This is a genomic window from Flavobacterium riviphilum, assembly GCF_055231795.1.
The window spans coordinates 1-18718 of sequence record NZ_JBUYSY010000026.1 but is presented as its reverse complement, the minus strand read 5'-3'; the positions used below and the strand labels follow the sequence as shown (position 1 = coordinate 18718).

Genomic DNA, 18718 nt, shown 5'->3' with positions numbered 1-18718 from the left:
GATAGTAGCGGCATCCTTGCTTGGTGGTCCCGAAGTTTGGGGACCACCAAGCAAGATATAGCGAATAGCGGGACTTATGCTAGCTGACAAGCTTTTTGTTGGGTTTCTTGTAATTCTTTTTTGATTTTAACTCTTAAAATTTTACTACTAAACTAACATCAGTATGTAAATGGTCCTACATTTACAAAACATTTAAAATAAAGGCATTTTATGTTTGGAGTTTTCGATACTCTCAACTATAGTGGTTAATGAATAATATTCTTATGGAAAATATAAATAGTGAAGTGGTACTTGAAAAACCCGACAACTTAGTTTCGCTTTTTGAGATGGCAACCCAAAAGTATTCCAAAAACCCATTTTTTGGGACTAAAGATTTACAATCGGGTATTTTTAATTGGGTTACTTATGGTGATATCGGTAAACGAGTAGATGATTTTAGAGGTGGGTTAGCGTATTTGAACATTCAAAAGGGAGATGTAGTAGGGATAATTTCTAGTAATAGATCGGAATGGGCTGTTGCTGCTTTTGCAAGTTATGGTTTAGGTGCTCGATTTGTGCCTATGTATGAAAGTGAAAATTATAGTACTTGGGAGTACATAATTAAGGATGCAAATGTAAAATTTCTACTAGTTTCTTCACTGGAGATTTATGAACAGATTAAGAAGATTAAAGAAACTGTAAACAGTTTAGAACATGTTTTTGTTATTGAAAGTATAGGTGAACACAGTATGCATCATTTAGAAATGATTGGTCGTCAAAAAAGTGTTCCATCATATATTCCTTCTTCTAGTGAAATTGCATGTTTAATTTATACTTCAGGAACTACTTCAGATCCTAAAGGAGTATTACTTACGCATGGTAATTTAACTTCAAATTCTAGGGCTGGTTTTAGACGTTATTCTAATCACCTTGGCGAACATTCGGTTAGTTTGTCTATTCTACCTTGGGCGCATAGTTATGGTCAAACAGCTGAGCTCTATAATTGGCTTTTTTTTGGTGGGTCTATTGGATTTATGACAAGTATGGAAACCCTCGCCGATGATTTTGTAAAGGTCAAGCCTACTTTTTTAATTGCAGTTCCACGTGTGTTTAATAAAATATATGCTGGAATTCATCAAAAAATGAAAGAAGAAGGAGGGATAAAATATAAACTTTTCCAAAGTTCTTTACATGCTGCTCGTAGCTATCGTCTCAATGATGGACGTGTGTCTTTGGCAACCAAAATTAAGTATTGGATTGGGGCGTTACTTGTTTTTTCAAAGATAAAAGCTCGTTTTGGCGGTAATTTAGTTGCGAGTATTACTGGAAGTGCTCAAATGAATGAAGAAGTTTCAAATTTCTTTGCTGACATTGGTATTTCTGTTTACAATTGTTATGGTTTGAGTGAAACTTCTCCCGCTATAACGATGAATAGCCCAGAGTCAAACCGTAAAGGGAGTGTTGGTACTGCTTTAGAATTTATTAAAATACGTATCGACAAAACGGTGGTGGATGATCAAAGCGAAGATGGAGAAATACAAGTTATGGGACCCAACCTCATGGCAGGCTATCATAATAAGTCTGAAACTACCAAGGAAGTATTTACGAAAGACGGTTGGTTAAAAACAGGCGATCGAGGCAAATTAGATGATGATGGTTTTTTATATATTACAGGTCGTTTAAAAGAGCAATACAAGTTAGAAAATGGCAAATATGTATTTCCTTCTGCATTAGAAGAAGATATTGTTTTATTGCCCTATATTGAGGCCGCAATGATATATGGTGAAGGTAGGCCTTATAATATTTGTGTTGTTGTGCCAGATCACGCTATTTTGCGCAAAACAGCCGAACTTTTACATGTTAAAACAGATGTTGATAAGCTAATTCATTTGCCAGCTGTTCAAGAATTTGTAGGTATTGAAATTAGAAAAAGTTTGAAAACAAAGTACGGTGGGTATGAAATACCCAAAAAGTTTATTTTTTCTGATGTCCCCTTTACAGTAGAAAACGGTTATTTGACACAAACTTTAAAGTTAAAAAGAAGATTGGTTTTGGAAACATTTAAAGATCAAATCGAAGCTTTATATCAAGAATAACAAAATTAAAAATGCCCCAATAGTTTCTTTACTGTTGGGGCATTTTATTTTTTTGAGGTATTTGATTTTGTATTGCTACGGAAGAATTTCTTCTCATTCGGTTTCTTTGTCTTCTGTTTCTTCAATTTCTTGTGTTTCTCTACCAATTTTAATTTTAGGATTGTCTTTGTTGCCTGTAATGGTGATTGGTATGCCAATAATCCCCAAAGGAGGTAGGCCTAAACGCATTTTTAAATTCAATTTACCATCTAAACTTGAAGTGCCTTCTATTCTGGGTCTAAAGCCCGCAAATTTAAATTTAAATCGATCAATGGTTATAATGTTGTTCTTGATCGTGCTTTTGATGCTAACTTTGGAGAGTTCTGGATTTTTAATTTTCTCGTGTTTGGTTTGATTGCTTACTGCGCTAAACATTTTCATTCCATATACTTTGACTTCTTTAACAGAAAGGATTCCATTGCCAACTATAGATGGGAAAACAGGCTCCATATTTGCATTTAATCTACCTTTTAATTTATAATCCAATGAAACAATTCCTTGTGCTTTTTCAGCTGCACTGGCTAATTCTCGGAATATCTTAACTTCGTTATACGCCCTTTTAATGTCGAACTCATCGGCTTTAATTGCGTAATCAAAAAGTGCTTTTTTAGAATTGATACTTTCGTAGGATCCATTCATATTGACTTGGCAACCTATAAGGTTAAACTTTGTGTTTTGTAAAGTAGCTTTTCCTTTTTTCATTGTCAAATCACCAGTTGCATTGGTCAATTGTAGGTCTTGAAATTGTATTTTTTGTGCAGTAGCTTTTAATTGTAAATCCAAATTTTTTGGGATAATTATTACCCCCGTGCTTACAGTAGATTTTGAATTTGGAATAGGTGTCCCTTGGGTTGTTTGTCCAGCTGAGCTAGTATTTTGGGAACTCATAAACTCATCCAAATTGATATATTTTGATTGGATGCTAAAGGCGCCTTTTAGTGTGCCTTGTCTTGGACTTAGGTAGTTGAATACATTTTTGAGATAGCCATTTAATCTAAAATCGGATTGACTATACGATGCCAAAAATGTGTTGAAAGCCATTTTGTCTTGAGTGAATCGAAAAAGGCCTTCTTTGATCAGGAATTTCTTTGGTAAATAAGTCGACGTGATTGCAATATTTTTAATCTCAAGTGTCCCTTTGTTGTATAGTTTTGCATAATTCCCTTTTTCTGCATCGCTTTGTTTACCTTTTAAAACCAAATCCGCTTTGATATATCCATCTACGTCAAAGTTTTTTTGGGAGAAAACTTGATAAATTTTGCTAATATTCAATACGCCTTTAGCTTTAATGTCGTATGCTAAATCATTAAAGTTTTGCAAATCGGCTTGAATTGTAAAGGGTTGTTGTTCGAATAGGAAACTTCCGGGTTGAATGTTTACTTTCAAATTGTCAAATGTCTCTTGTTCATTCTTTACGATAATGTGCGATTGTATGTCGCTTATTGGATTAGGATAATATGGTGTTTTGAGATAACCATTTTGTATGGTCATGTCTATATTGGTTTTTGGGAATTTATTTTGTTTAGGATTGTATACTCCTTCTATTTTGCCTTTACCAGCAAGTATTCCTTTTACTACAATATTGGATACTCCTAAAGCATTGTTAAGTTTTTCAAGATCTATTTGGCTATCAAAAGTGCTTTTGAGTTCTAAATTTTCTACTCCTTTAGAAAACCATTGTGCTTTTAAATACTCTTTGGCAATGTTAAGTTGTATGGATTTGATATTTGTTTCTAATGCATTTGGATCAAGTCCAACAACTTTTACGGCTGCATCACAGTTGAGATTAGAAACGGGATATTTACTTTTATTGTAGTTGATAAAACCATCTTTTAGCTGAAAATTAAGTTGGAGATCTGGATTCAACTGTGCTGCGGCACTATATCTTCCTTTTAAAGTGAGAAGAACATTGGCTTTGCCTTTGAGATCGGTTTTTTCAAGCCATGTGATAAATTTTGGGGGTAAAGCATTAAATACATCAAACAACTCACTATTATTAGATTTAACATTAAAATCCATGTTGTAACCTTCTTTGAGGATGTCGAATTTTCCTTTAAAATCAACAAGTAGGTTGTTTATGTTTAAATTGTTTTCTTGAAATACAAAGGAGAGTGAGTTTACGTTGACTTGCGTAATTAAGTCGCCCTCTACTTTTTTATTCATTAAATACGGCTCGTTGGCATACAATAAATTCATTTTTGAGATGTTCACTTTTGAATACAAATCAAAAATATCTTTACTGAGATCCCCTTTTCCTAAGTAGTTAAAATCGAGAAAATCAAAGTGTAAGGCAGTAGATTGGTCATCGTAAGCGACTTTGCTATTGATGATTTCAATTTTTTCAAGTTGAATAGCAGTGGATTTTTCCTTGGATGATGTTTTTGGGTCGCTTTTTCCTTTATAAATGTTATAGTTGGCTTGTCCTTCTTTGTTAACTTTTACATTGATATTTCCTTTGTTTAAGATTATCTGGTCAATATCAATCGAGTTGCTGAATAACAAACTACTCAGGTTTATTCCAAAGGAAAGTTCTTTTGCGATTATAAAATTTTCTTTATCAAACGGCATCGCTCCTTTTAATTCAACATTTTCCAAAGTCAATGTGAGCGATGGAAAATGTTTGAAAAATGATAGATTAGCTTCAGAATAATTGAGATCGCCTTCTAACTGAGTATTGGCATATTTTTTTATTTCTCTTTTAATTGTATCCGAAAAAAGAATTGGTGTTGCTAGCATTAACCCCAACAATATTGTTATGCTAATACCACTGTATTTTAATATTTTTATGAATATTGATTTTTTTGTTGTGGCCATAATATGTTGGTGTTAAACTGAGTTAGTTATCCATGAACCATTTCCTTTTTTCCATAGTTTCTAATTATGGAGCCCTCGTAAGCAATCCACTCTTTCCACCTTTTATCAACATCGATTTTTTCAGAATATTGTTTGGCGAATTTTAAAAAAGTAGTATAATGTCCTGCTTCACTTACCATTAAATCATGATAAAATTGAGCTAGTTCTGGATCTTTAATGTTTTGAGACAATACTCTGAATCGCTCACAACTACGCGCTTCAATCATAGCGGCAAAAAGCAAACGTTCTACTAAGGCATCGTTTCGGCTTCCGTCTTTTTTGGCAAACTTTACTAATTCGTTTACATAATTGTCTTTGCGTTCACGTCCTAGTTGTAATCCTCTTTCTTTGATGATATTGTGTACCATTTGAAAGTGCTCCATTTCTTCGAGAGCGATACGGGTCATTTCGGTAACCAATTCCTCTTTTTCCGAGTTATTAATAATGATATAAATGGCATTCGTAGCTGCTTTTTGTTCGCACCAAGCATGATCTGTAAGAATTTCTTCGATGTTCGACTCTACGATTGTTACCCATCTTGGGTCAGTAGCTAATTGTAATCCTAACATGGTATTTGTGAAATAATTATATACAAATTTAGTGTTTTTAATTTGTAAAATTCTTCCAAATTTTAAATTCCCAACGAAATAGTTTTACTTTGTCATCTAAAATCAAAGCATGAAAACGTTACTTGTTGTTGGGAGTGTTTGGCCAGAACCTAATTCTTCGGCTGCTGGAAGTCGCATGATGCAATTGCTTCATTTTTTTCAATCGCAAGAGTATCAAATTACTTATGCAAGTACCGCTCAAAACAGTCTTTATAGTGTTGATTTATCCTCTATCCAAATTACACCGGTTTCGATCTTATTGAATGATGCAAGCTTTGATGACTTTATAAAAAAATTGAAACCCGATGTAGTTCTTTTTGATCGCTTTATGGTCGAAGAGCAATTTGGTTGGCGTGTTGCAGAGGACTGTCCTAGCGCTCTTCGAATATTGGATACCGAAGATTTGCATTGTTTGCGTATAGCTCGACAAAAAAAGTGGAAAAAAAATGAGCCTTTTCTAGTGACCGATCTTCTGTTAGAAGAAGTTGCTAAGAGAGAAATTGCCAGTATTTTAAGATGTGATCTTTCGCTAATTATTTCAGAATATGAAATGGAAGTATTGCAAGATGTTTTTAAAATCGAAGCGGAATTGCTTATGTATTTGCCATTGCTTGTCAATCCTATGACGGAATCGCAATTGAAAGATCTGCCATCCTACCAAGGGCGAAATGATTTTGTGTTTATTGGAAATTTTCTGCATGAACCCAATTGGAATGCTGTTCAATTTTTGAAAGAGACGATTTGGCCTTTGCTTTCTAAAAGATTGCCAGGGGTTTATTTGAAAATTTATGGTGCCTATCCTTCTCAAAAGGTACAGCAATTGCATCATCCTGCTTCGCGTTTTTTGATTATGGGGAGAGCGGAGGATGCACAAGAGGTAGTAAGTGCTGCAAGAGTAGCCTTGGCGCCGCTACGTTTTGGTGCAGGGGTAAAGGGGAAGTTGCTTGAAGCGATGCAAGTTGGTACGCCAAGTGTAACTACTTCGATCGGTGCAGAGTCCATGCATGGCGAGTGGGCTTGGAATGGATTTGTTTGCGATGATGTTACAGAATTTGTAGATTCGGCCACGGCTTTATATACGGATGAATTGCTTTGGAAGCAAAGTCAAAAACACGGTATTGCTATTTTGAACCATAGGAATTCAAAAGCTTTTTTCGAAGTAAAATTAGCGGAAACCATAGTTTATCTTACAACTCATCTAGATCAGCACCGAAAAAATAATTTTATAGGAGCACTGCTGCATCATCATTCATTGGCAAGTACCAAATATATGTCCAAGTGGATTGAATCAAAAAATAAATAAAAAATCCCGAAAAGAAAGTTCTAATCGGGATTTGTATGAATTTAAAATGATACTCTTAAGCCAGCATTGTAACTGGGTTTTCGATGTATTGTTTTAAGGTTTGTAAAAATTGTGCCCCTGTTGCTCCATCAATGGTTCTGTGATCGCATGCTAAAGACAACATCATAGTGTTTCCTACAACAATTTGACCGTTTTTCACTACAGGTTTTTCAACAATTGCTCCAACGGATAAAATAGCAGAATTAGGTTGGTTAATGATAGAATTGAATTCTGTTATTCCAAACATACCTAAGTTAGAAATCGTAAAAGTACTTCCTTCCATTTCAGTTGGTAGTAATTTTTTGTTTTTTGCTCTACCAGCTAAATCTCTCACGCTTGCGCCAATTTGCGATAGGCTCATACCATCTGTAAAAGGCAATACAGGAACTACTAATCCGTCTTCAACAGCAACAGCCACGCCAATATTTACGTGATAGTTGATGGTGATAGCGTCGTCTTTCCATTGCGAATTGATTTTTGGATGTTTTTTCAAAGCCAAGGCACTTGCTTTAATTACCATATCATTGAAAGAAACTTTAGTGTCCGGAACTGTATTGATAACCGCTCTTGATTTCATTGCTTCATCCATGCTTACCTCAATAACTAAGTTATAATGAGGAGCTGTGAATAAAGATTCAGATAATCGTTTCGCAATGATTTTACGCATTTGAGAATTTTTGATCTCTTCAGTAGCTACTTGTCCAGCTGGTACGTATGGTTTTGGTGTGGCTACTGCTTCGGTTTTTGGAGCAGAAGCTGACGTAGGAGCAGAAACTGCAGGTGTTACAGTAGCTTGAGGAGTGAAGTTTTCTACGTCACTTTTTGTAATACGTCCGTTTTCTCCACTTCCTTTAACTTGAGATAATTGTATTCCTTTTTCAGAGGCTAATTTTTTAGCCAAAGGCGAAGCTAAAATTCTTCTTCCATCAGCGGCAGGCTCTTGAATAGTTTCAACAGTTTTTGTTTCAGCAACGACAGGTGTAGTTTCTTCAGCAACAGCAGTTGTTGTAGAAGCAGTTCCTGCGGTAAAATTGTTAGCAACTCCAGAAATATCTGTACCTGCAGGACCAATAATAGCCAAAAGACTATCTACGGGAGCGGTATTGCCTTCTTGAATTCCAATGTAAAGTAAGGTACCTGAATTGAACGATTCGAATTCCATTGTAGCTTTATCCGTTTCGATTTCAGCAAGAATATCACCTTCTGCAACTGTATCCCCTACTTTTTTTAACCAAGTAGCCACGGTTCCTTCTGTCATGGTATCGCTCAAACGTGGCATAGTTACTACAATAACATCTTTAGGTAAAGCAGCAGCAGGAGCAGCAGCAGCGGCTGCTGGAGTTTCTGCAATTGGGGCTTCAGATTTTGGAGCTTCAGTGCTTGGAGAAGTGGTAATTCCACCAGCAATTAAAGCTGTAACATCTTCGCCTTCCTTTCCAATAATTGCTAATAAAGAATCAACAGGAGCGGTTTCTCCTTCTGGGATTCCAATATATAAAAGGGTTCCTTCGTTAAAGGATTCAAATTCCATTGTAGCTTTGTCTGTTTCGATTTCAGCTAGGATATCGCCTTCGTTTACTTTGTCGCCTACTTTTTTGAGCCAAGTAGCTACCGTTCCTTCCGTCATAGTATCGCTTAAACGAGGCATTGTAATGATTGTCGCCATATTATATTATAATTTGTGAGGGATGAATGGATAGTTTTCTTCTTCGTATACTACGTCATACAATTGTTGTAATTCTGGGTAAGGAGATTCTTCAGAGAATTTTACACATTCTTCTACCAAATCTTTTACTCTTTGATCGATTACTTCAATTTCTTCCTCAGTTGCATATTTTTGATCTATGATTACATCAAGAATTTGAGTAATTGGGTCAATTTTTTTGTATTCCTCAATTTCTTCTTTGGAACGGTATAATTGTGCATCCGACATAGAGTGGCCTCTGTAACGGTATGTTTTCATTTCTAAGAAAGTTGGACCATCACCGCGTCTTGCTCTTTCAATAGCTTCGTGCATTGCTTCAGCTACTTTTACAGGATTCATTCCATCAACTGGACCACAAGGCATTTCGTAGCCTAATCCTAATTTCCAAATATCGGAGTGATTGGCTGTTCTTTCCACTGAGGTACCCATGGCATAACCGTTATTTTCTACAATAAAAACAACAGGTAATTTCCACAACATAGCCATGTTGAACGCTTCATGTAACGAGCCTTGACGTGCAGCACCATCTCCAAAATAGGTTAAAGTTACCCCGCCTGTATTGTTGTATTTGTCACCAAAAGCTAATCCTGCTCCTAGAGGGATTTGTCCGCCTACAATACCGTGTCCTCCATAAAAACGGTGTTCTTTAGAAAAGATGTGCATAGATCCTCCCATACCTTTTGAGGTTCCAGTAGCTTTTCCTAATAACTCGGCCATTACTCTTCTTGGGTCAACACCCATTCCGATTGGTTGAACGTGATTTCTATAAGCAGTTATCATTTTGTCTTTTGTCAAGTCCATAGCATGTAAGGCACCTGCTAAAACAGCCTCTTGACCATTGTACAAATGTAGAAAACCTCTAATTTTTTGCTGAATGTATAAAGCAGCAAGCTTGTCTTCAAACTTTCTCCAAAGAAGCATGTCTTCATACCACTTTAAATATACTTCCTTTGTAACTTCTTTCATTTGAATTGTTTCTTTTGTAAGTGTTAATACTAATCTAATAGGAGGGTAAAACCAATCACAAATAGCAAGTTGAGACTTGCTATTCTTGTTATTAAATTTTAAATTTCGATTTGCAAAAATAAGACTTTCCTATGAAGCATTAAAATTTAGTTGTTATTTTTTATTATGTTTATAGGTGTTTTTTGTTAAACATAAAAGGGAGTAGATTTTGCAAGGAATCCGATTGATATACTGCGCCTGATTCTCCCATAAAATACATTTCAATGGGTTGGTTTTGTTTGATTTCGTATTCTGCTATGGCTTGACGACAAGCGCCACATGGAGGTATTGGTTCTAAAGTAGGGTTGGTGTCGGATGCTGCTGTTATAGCAATTTTAGTTATTTTGGCTTCCGGATAATTGGCGCCTGCATAAAAAATAGCCACGCGTTCTGCACAAAGTCCTGAGGGATATGCTGCGTTTTCTTGATTAGAACCACACACAATTTTTTGGTTGTCAAGCATAATAGCAACACCGACCCTGAAATTGGAATAAGGAGCATAAGCCTTTTTGCGAATAGTGATAGCTTGTTGCATCAATTCTTGTATGTCTGATGGAAGTTCAGCTAGATTTTCAAAGTGCTTGAAAGTTGTAGTATGTTGGATTGTTTTCATAATGATTTAGTAATGGTATAAATATTAAAAACAGCTCCTGCAAAATGTGGTATTTAAACCATTTTTTTTGATTAATGAAGAAATCCAAATTTCAAAAGGATGCTTTTGGAATTTGGATTTGTATTTTGAACTCTTTTTAATACGTTTCATATTGATCTCCAAAATTGAATGTTAGGGAGAATCGTAGGGTGTTTTCTAGTGGGTTTTTTACTTTTGAGGCTGAAAATAAATAGGAGATGTCTACTTTTACTACATTGTATTTGAAGCCTGCTCCTAAAGCGAAAAATTTTCTGGCCCCTTTTTCATCACTTTCGTGAAAATATCCAGATCGCAAGGAAAAAGAATTTTGATATTCATATTCCGCCCCTACAGCATAGGTCACTTCTTTTAGTTCTTCACTAAAGCCACCTGGTGCATCGCCAAAAGATTTAAAAACGCCAGAAACCCAACCAATTCTTCTGTAGTCTTCTGTTTTTTGGATGGTTTGTTCATTGGTGTCTGTGCTTTCATATTGCGGAGTAGGCACTAATAGTTTGTTGAATTCTACATTGACAGCTACTTTGTTGTAATCGTCAAGAATAAAATCGAAACCGCCTCCTAATTTTAAATTGGCTGGCAAGAAGTTGCTATTAAAATCATCGTTGTCGTAACTGATTTTTGGTCCTAAATTTTGAATATTAAATCCGCCTCTCCATCTTCCATTAAAATCGGAATAAGCAATTTCTTCGGATTGGTAGTAACCCGCTACATCAACGGCAAAGGTGCTAGCTGGAGAAGCATCGGTATTTTCTGAAGCAACCTTCAAATTGGAATGAATGAAGCGTCCTGCTACAGCCATAGAAAATCGATCGCTGAGTTGCAAAGCGTAAGAACCGTCAATCGCAAATTCGTTGGGTGAAACAATTCGAGCAATATCCGAAGCGTTTTCGCGTAATTCGATTTCGCCTAATCCAAAATAGCGAATGCTGCCTGCAAAAGCACTTCTTTCATTGAAACGATTATAATAGGTAAGTTGACCCAACGAGATATCGTTTACAATATCGGTAAGGTAAGGGGTGTAACTTACAGAAAAGCCTTGTTGGTCTGTAATAAAGGCATATTTGGCTGGATTCCATTGTTGGGAGTAGCTATCGGGAGAAGTTGCTATTCCAATATCTCCCATGCCAGCGGCACGGGCATCAGCTGCAATTTGTAAGAATGGAACACCAGTGGTAATGATTCGCTCTTGAGCGTTTCCGTTGAATAGGGCCAAAAGAAATGCGAAAATAATTATGTTTTTCATAGTGAAATGAGAATAATCAAACAAAGATACTAAATTTAAAGGATTACTAATTTTTCTATTTTTTCTGTTTTCTTATTGTTTAAGGAAGATTTAACAGTAAGTCGGTATACGTACACTCCTTTTCCAAGTTTGTCGCCAAAGTTGTCTCTTCCGTCCCACTGAATCTCTCTGGATAAAAAACCATCAGTAGTTACGATTTGATTTTTTGTCCATACCAGTTTTCCAGTTATCGTCATTACCTGAATTTGAACTTCTAAGGGTTCAAAAGGGCGATTGTGTGTGAACCAGAACTCGGTATAATTTACAAATGGGTTGGGGTAATTCAAAACATTTGTAAGGACAATTCCTTCGTTATTTACAACAATAAACTGAATTTCGCTTACTACGGGATTGTTGTAAACATCCCAAGCTCTCAAGGTGATGGTGTGAGGTCCAGGTGCTAGGTCTCGCAATGGAAATCGGATATACCCTGAGGTGAAATTGTCTAATGTTGTTTCATAATAATCGTTTAGTACAATAGGGTTACTTTCATCTCCATCCAAAATGGCTACAATGTCATGCCCTATACCGCTAGCTGTGTTTATGCCGTTTTCATCTTCTAATTTTGCTATCAAAAGAGGAGATTGATTGGTGATTCCTCCTGAAACAAAATTTTCATCATTCATATATAACTTTACTTTTGGACTTATATTGTCTTGAGCTGCATTTTCGTTTATACCCCCTATCCGAATGGCATTGGAAAAACCCGTTTGATTTTCTTTTGCTTCATTTCTTTTGGCATAAAAGCTAATTTTTCCGTTGCCTACAGGTATTCGAATGTCTCTTGGTACTACAAAGTTAAATTCGAACTGTCCGTTTTTTACACTAGCATTGCCTCTAAAAATAGCTTCTCCTAAAACATTGAAAGGTATACTTGGACTGTTGCCATCATTGTTTAGAGTGTTTCTTGTAAGGGTTTTATCGGTAATAATTGTGGCTAATTCGCCATTGTAGTTGGTTAGCAAAGTGTTGTTTTCATCGGTAATTTCACCTGAAATTTTTATTCTAGCAAGTGCTTTAAAATCGTCAATGGCTTGAGAAACTGCAATGTCATTAACTTTGGTAAGGTTGATTTTAGGTTTTGCAATGGCTAATGCGATGGCTGGGTCTCCAATGAATACGACTACATTTGTCGATGAATTTGGGTTGGTGTTTTTGGAAATTCGAAGAGCTTCTGCCATTGAAACCTGTGAATTAGAACCAAACGACAATAGGTTTTTGGTTAAAATTGGGTTGAAATTCTCTGCACTAAACTGACCAATAGAACGGATGGTTGTCATCATAGCGATAGCGCCTCCGGTGGGATTCCAAAACGTATATTCCCCTGCGGTAAATCGTGTTGGGTTGTCAAACCTTGAAAATTCACAAGTAATGGTAACAAAAAGGGGGTACTTAAAGCGGTTATTCATGTTTTGACCATCGGATTTCTCCCAAATTCGTTCGGTAGACAAACCGTCTTCACCTCCATGTCCTAAATAATTAAATACTAAGGCGCCTTTTTCGAATGCGTTAAAAATGTCGGTTCGGGCCTTTGGGTACCGAAATCCTCCAGCAGAGGCTTCTTGCACATAGGAATCTAAAAGGATTTTGGAAACGTTCAAGAATGGTTTTTCGCTCGTTATCAAATCGCCCAAATTGTTTTGTTTTTCCTGTAAGGAACTATCTGATGGGACATCGGAATCATCGCTTATTAAAACAAAATTATTCCTCCAATTGCCGAATGACTTTTCGTCATGGTAGTCTATCACTTTTTGAATCATTGCTTCAGCTTGTTGAACATCGTTAACGATCATTCTACCAATAGCAATGTCGATACCTCCAAATCGATTGGTAATATTGCCTTCATTGCTGTCCATTAATCCAAAAAAATCATCAGAACAAAAAGACAACTCGCCAGTAGCATTGCTTCTTAGGGAGTGATAAATAGGGACTATGTTGCTGTTGTTGGGGATTCTGTTTTTGTAGTCAAAAGAGGCGTCACCGAAAAGGTTGACGTATTTTAGTCGTTTTTCAGGAGTAGATGCATTGTCATATACATATTTTATGCAATTTCGAAGTGCAGCTATGTCTTGTTTACCTGATGAAAATTCATGATAAATTTGCTCTGTAATAAGTACTTTTACATTCAAATTGGAATAATTTCTATGAAAACTGGCTAGTTTTTCTGCTTGAGCATGTAAAAATCGTGGCGTTATTATCAAATAATCTACATCTTGAAAATCGCCTTGAAGGTTTTTAAAAACAGTGCCTTTGATGTTTTGATTGTTAATGCGAGATGATTTTGTTAATTGTGGACTTAAAAAGTCGGAGGGGTCAATGGCGAGGTATTTTTTTGCTTCACCCAAATTTGCCTTAAACGAAAAATTACTTTGGCCGTTATTTTCGATTTTCTGAATTTGATTTAAATCGGTAACATCCCAGATTTCAGAAATAGCGGCAGCATTACTTATGTTGTATTGTACAATTCCTGTTAACGAAAAAGCATTGTGGAATTGAAAATGAAATTGCTTGCCTATTCCAATTAGTTTTCTTTTGGCAACAATTTTTATGTAATCTAAATATCCTGCTGCGTTTGGAAGACCTCCATTATTGTAAGTTAATTTGATTTTATTCTTTTCTAAGCCACTGAATGTTGTGGCATTGGGTAATGAGCCTGAGTAGTAATGAAGTCCAGCATTGACAGAAAGCGCAGGAAAGTTGATAGTGCCTACGGGAGTATTGTTTGCATATACGGTGAACGAAGTGGTGGTGAAAGCAGCCGAAGCGGTAACTACGGTCAAAGCAGCAGGAACACTATTGTCAAGGTTTGGAAAATCAAAGCTAAATTCTTGTTCAGTTGTAATATCGAATTTTTCTCCAAACCATTGACGTCCGGCTTGGCCAATATTAAATTTGTCTACTTCATGATATTGTGTGTCGTCAAACGAAGAAAGGGATAGCGTGGCTGTTCCTGTAGGTTGATTCATTATTTGGATTCTCTTTCCTTGTCCTCCGTCAGTAGTGATATAATAGTAGGCGAAATTGTCGTACAGGTTATTGAATGTTTGACTTTCATCGTTCCAAGTGTCGGTTCCTTGGGCGTACAACAAAATATAATCTTCGTTGTTGAAAACACCGTCATTTTCGCCTACAACTACTATAGGTGTTTCTTCTAGATCCAAAGGGCTGCTGCTTGCATTAGAGAGTGGAAGCATACTGCCGCCATTGCCAAAAATTTTGAGATTTCTTGGGTTGATGTTGTTGGTGTTGATGCCAAGTTGTTGTAGAAAAGAACGGGATATTTTGTAAACTCCTGATTTTTGTATTTGAAATTGAAACCAATTGCCTGTTGCTAAAACAGATGAGCTTAAGGAGGTCCATTTTTTGGACTGTTCTAAAATGGCTGATTTTTGGGTGTCTGCCGCTATTTTGTATGAAAAAGAGACAATACGTTTTATGCCGCTGAGGTCTTTTATGATAGGAGAAAATTCTAAAAATGTAAGGGTTTTGTCTCTGGCAGTGGTAGAGATGAGTTGTTCTTTAGCGCTAGAAGGAAGTGCAGAGATATCTAAATCTCCCAGTTCTTTAGGGTCTATGTTTTCATAGGTTACGGAAGTAAGCTCTACAGTGCTATTTTTGCTTATGTTCGAGATTGGAGTGCTGAAATGAATGGTTTTACTAACTGGGTTTAAGCTAAAACTAGCGCCTTTAAAAGTAGGAATTGTAAGTGTGTAGTTGCCTATTTGGATAGGTTGACTAACATTCCATTCAAGGGTTTTCTTTTCGATGGTTTGACTCCATGCAACAACCGATAAAAGTCCGAAATAGTAGGTAAATAAATAAGTTTTCACTCTCATACAAACAAAAAATGGGTGCAAATATTTTCAGGTAAAAATAAATTAAATACAATAGGAACTCATAATAAAAAATATATTTTTGCGTTGTTTAAGAAGAATTGATTAAAAATTAACTATCCCCATTAAAATTATTTTATAGTGGTGTTGATAATAAAATGTTAATTATTATATTGCGCCACCAAATTATGACCTATTAATACTATGAAAGTAAAGAAAATTTTGAACTTCAAATTGATTGCATCAATGTTTTTGATTGCAGGAATTGTAAGTTGTAGCAAAAAATCCAGCTCCAGCAACGCTTCTAGAGCAACGGGTTGGAATTTAGATCGTCAAAAAAATGTTGCTTCTAAAGGCAAGAATCAAGCAGGTCCTGGTTTAGTCTTTGTAGAGGGAGGGACTTTTACGATGGGTAGAGTTCAAGACGATGTGATGCATGATTGGAACAATTCTCCAACACAACAACACGTTCAATCTTTCTACATGGATGAGACAGAAGTAACAAACTCCATGTACTTAGAGTATTTAGATTGGTTGAAAAAAGTATTCCCACCAACAGAAGAAAATTATAAAAATATCTATGAAGGAGCATCTCCGGATACTTTAGTTTGGAGAAACCGATTAGGGTATAATGAAACCATGACCAATAATTATTTGAGACATCCAGCCTATGCTGAATATCCTGTGGTTGGGGTTAATTGGATTCAGGCTAATGAATTTGCTAAATGGAGAACAGAACGTGTTAACGAAAGCATGCTTGAAAAAGCAGGTTATTTGAAGAAAAATGCCAAAATTAATGATGTTTCTGCAGATAATAACTTCAGTACAGAAGCTTATTTAGTAGCCCCAACTTCTGTTTATGGCGGTAATGAAGAAGTTGTATTGAAAGAACGTTCTAAACGTAAACCTGCCAAAGCCGGTAAAGATGGTAAAGTAGTTGAGCAGAAAAACGTTTATGCACAAAGATCTTCTGGTATTTTATTGCCTGAGTATAGATTGCCAACTGAAGCGGAGTGGGAATATGCTGCTGCTGCTGATGTAGGGCAAAGAGAGTATAATATTTACAAGGGGCAAAAGAAATATCCTTGGAATGGAAGTTACACTCGTTCAGGTAAGCGTTCTACTCGTGGTGATCAATTGGCTAACTTCAAACAAGGAAATGGAGATTATGGTGGAATTGCTGGTTGGTCTGATGACGGAGCGGATATTACCAATCAAGTAAAGAAATATCCAGCTAACGATTTCGGATTATACGATATGGCTGGAAACGTTGCAGAATGGGTTGCCGATGTGTACCGTCCTATTATTGATAATGAATGGAATGATTTTAATTACTATAGAGGAAATCTTTATACCAAAAATAAAATTGGTAAAGATGGTAAAGTGGAAATTGTTACTTCAAAAACCATTCAGTATGATACACTAAGTAATGGTAAAATCGTGGCAAGAGCTTACCCAGGTCAAATTGCTCAAGTGCCAGTTGATGAAAACGATACTTATTTGAGACAAAACTTCGACAAGAGCAATAACATTGACTATAGAGATGGAGACAAACAATCTACTCGATTCTATGATTTTGGTGGAGAGGAGTCAAAAAGTGATAAAGAAGCTAGAAAAATGTACAATTCTCCTAAGCATAATGTAACAATTGATAGTCTTGGAAGAATGACTAAAAACTATGATAAGTCAACAAAGAGAACTACTTTAATTAATGACAAAGTTCGTGTATATAAAGGAGGTTCTTGGAGAGATAGAGCGTATTGGTTAGATCCAGCTCAGCGTAGATATTTGCCTCAAGACATGGCTACAGATTATATTGGTTTCAGATGTGCGATGTCTAGTGTAGGGCCAAAAGCTCAAAAAAAGAGATCTCCTAGAAATTAAAAAATACTTACTATATTTACAAAAGCCCTAATTAGGGCTTTTGTTTTTTTAAAACTAATGCTTATGGAAATTGCGAAAATTCATGAATTGTTTCTTGCCTGTGATTCTGTTTCAATAGATACTCGAAAAATTCTGCCTAATTCTTTCTTTGTGGCTATAAAAGGCGACAATTTTGACGCTAATACTTTTGCAGCCGAAGCCTTGTCAAAGGGTGCAAAATATGTGCTGATTGATAATGCTAATTGTTATATAGACGAGAGAACTATAGTTGTAGAGGATAGTTTGGTTGCGCTACAAGATTTAGCGCGTTTTCATAGAGTATATTTGAATATTCCTATTGTGGCACTAACAGGTAGTAATGGAAAAACCACTACAAAAGAGCTGATCCACGCGGTACTTTCTAAAAAGTATAACACTAAGGCAACGGTAGGGAATTTGAATAATCATATAGGTGTTCCATTGACCTTGCTTTCTTTTGATTCGAATACTGAAATTGGTGTAGTTGAAATGGGTGCCAACCATCAGAAAGAGATTGAGTTCTTGTGTTCTATTGCTATGCCTGATTTCGGATATGTTACCAATTTTGGTAAAGCTCATTTAGAAGGATTTGGAGGTGTAGAAGGAGTTATTAAGGGGAAAAGTGAAATGTATACTTATTTGAGACAAAATAATAAAACAGTATTTATTAATCTTGATGATTCTATTCAGGCAGAAAAATCAGTGCATTTCAAGCGCTTTACTTTTAGTACACTTCAGTCATCTGCTGATGTGAAAATTGAAAAAGTTTCAGCAAATCCTTTTGTGGTTATCACACATGAATTTGGTGTGATAACGACGCATTTAATAGGATTGTATAATGCTAATAATGTCAATGCAGCATTGGCTATAGGGACTTATTTTGATGTGCCGCAAGCTGCCATAAAAGAAGCGTTAGAAAATTATATTCCAGAGAATAATAGGTCGCAGTTGTTAGAGAAAGGAACCAATTCCATTGTGCTCGATGCCTATAATGCTAATCCTAGTAGTATGGCGGTTGCTATTGATAATTTTGTTCAGTTGGATAAACCTAATAAGATTTTAGTTTTAGGAGACATGTTTGAGTTAGGTACCGCTAGTTTGGCGGAGCACAAGCAAATTGTGGATAGGTTGATTAAAGAGTTAGGTGTCCAAAGTTTTTTTGTAGGGAAAGATTTTTTTGCAAACAAAGTTGTTGCGCAAAACTTGCACTTTTTTGTTTCATTTGAGGATTTTTCTGCCTATCTCAAAGAGCATCCCTTTGTCAATTCGACACTTTTGATTAAAGGATCTAGAGGGATGGCTTTAGAGCGAACCCTAGATATTTTATAAATAAGCAACGCAACTTTTATAAGGTTGCGTTTTTTTTTGTTTTTTACTTTTTGTGTTGGTCGAAAATCTTCATGAATAGCATTGAATTATTGT

Annotated in this window: 11 protein-coding genes; 4 read left to right on the top strand and 7 right to left on the bottom strand. The window is 36.0% G+C overall.

Annotation, left to right across the window (positions count from 1 at the left end; genetic code table 11):
- Positions 1–263: 263 nt before the first annotated feature.
- The gene (locus ACZIX2_RS13845) at positions 264–2075 is read left to right on the top strand and encodes an AMP-dependent synthetase/ligase (protein ID WP_463340692.1); all 1812 of its coding nucleotides are present in this window, start codon (positions 264–266) and stop codon (positions 2073–2075) included.
- 93 nt (positions 2076–2168) lie between these two features.
- Here ACZIX2_RS13845 and ACZIX2_RS13840 read toward each other — a convergent pair whose 3' ends face one another.
- Together ACZIX2_RS13840 and ACZIX2_RS13835 are read right to left on the bottom strand one after the other, a co-directional pair.
- Positions 2169–4928: a hypothetical protein gene (locus ACZIX2_RS13840; RefSeq protein ID WP_463340691.1), complete on the bottom strand. Its 2760-nt coding sequence runs from the start codon at positions 4926–4928 to the stop codon at positions 2169–2171.
- A gap of 26 nt (positions 4929–4954) precedes the next feature.
- A complete protein-coding gene (locus tag ACZIX2_RS13835) occupies positions 4955–5536 on the bottom strand; it encodes a MiaE family protein (RefSeq protein ID WP_463340690.1) in 582 nt (193 codons plus the stop codon).
- Between the two features lie 109 nt (positions 5537–5645).
- Between ACZIX2_RS13835 and ACZIX2_RS13830 the strand changes: the two genes are divergently transcribed.
- Complete coding sequence (locus ACZIX2_RS13830; RefSeq protein ID WP_463340689.1) at positions 5646–6878, top strand: glycosyltransferase; 1233 nt, start codon at positions 5646–5648, stop codon at positions 6876–6878.
- Positions 6879–6933: 55 nt separating this feature from the next.
- Here ACZIX2_RS13830 and ACZIX2_RS13825 read toward each other — a convergent pair whose 3' ends face one another.
- The 5 genes from ACZIX2_RS13825 to porU all read right to left on the bottom strand — a co-directional run bounded on the left by ACZIX2_RS13825 (position 6934) and on the right by porU (position 15397).
- Positions 6934–8583 (bottom strand): 2-oxo acid dehydrogenase subunit E2, encoded by a 1650-nt coding sequence (locus ACZIX2_RS13825; protein ID WP_463340688.1) that lies wholly within the window; start codon positions 8581–8583, stop codon positions 6934–6936.
- A gap of 6 nt (positions 8584–8589) precedes the next feature.
- A complete protein-coding gene (gene pdhA / locus ACZIX2_RS13820; RefSeq protein ID WP_463340687.1) occupies positions 8590–9588 on the bottom strand; it encodes a pyruvate dehydrogenase (acetyl-transferring) E1 component subunit alpha in 999 nt (332 codons plus the stop codon).
- 169 nt (positions 9589–9757) lie between these two features.
- On the bottom strand, positions 9758–10240 hold the full coding sequence (gene cdd / locus ACZIX2_RS13815) for a cytidine deaminase (RefSeq protein ID WP_463340686.1): 483 nt from the start codon (positions 10238–10240) through the stop codon (positions 9758–9760).
- Between the two features lie 136 nt (positions 10241–10376).
- A complete protein-coding gene (gene porV / locus ACZIX2_RS13810; RefSeq protein WP_463340685.1) occupies positions 10377–11522 on the bottom strand; it encodes a type IX secretion system outer membrane channel protein PorV in 1146 nt (381 codons plus the stop codon).
- Positions 11523–11557: 35 nt separating this feature from the next.
- The gene (porU, locus tag ACZIX2_RS13805) at positions 11558–15397 is read right to left on the bottom strand and encodes a type IX secretion system sortase PorU (RefSeq protein ID WP_463340684.1); all 3840 of its coding nucleotides are present in this window, start codon (positions 15395–15397) and stop codon (positions 11558–11560) included.
- A gap of 201 nt (positions 15398–15598) precedes the next feature.
- Between porU and gldJ the strand changes: the two genes are divergently transcribed.
- Together gldJ and ACZIX2_RS13795 are read left to right on the top strand one after the other, a co-directional pair.
- Positions 15599–17278, top strand: a complete 1680-nt coding sequence (gene gldJ, locus ACZIX2_RS13800; protein ID WP_463340683.1) for a gliding motility lipoprotein GldJ — start codon at positions 15599–15601, stop codon at positions 17276–17278.
- 63 nt (positions 17279–17341) lie between these two features.
- On the top strand, positions 17342–18625 hold the full coding sequence (locus ACZIX2_RS13795; protein WP_463340682.1) for a UDP-N-acetylmuramoyl-tripeptide--D-alanyl-D-alanine ligase: 1284 nt from the start codon (positions 17342–17344) through the stop codon (positions 18623–18625).
- The last annotated feature ends 93 nt before the right edge of the window (positions 18626–18718 follow it).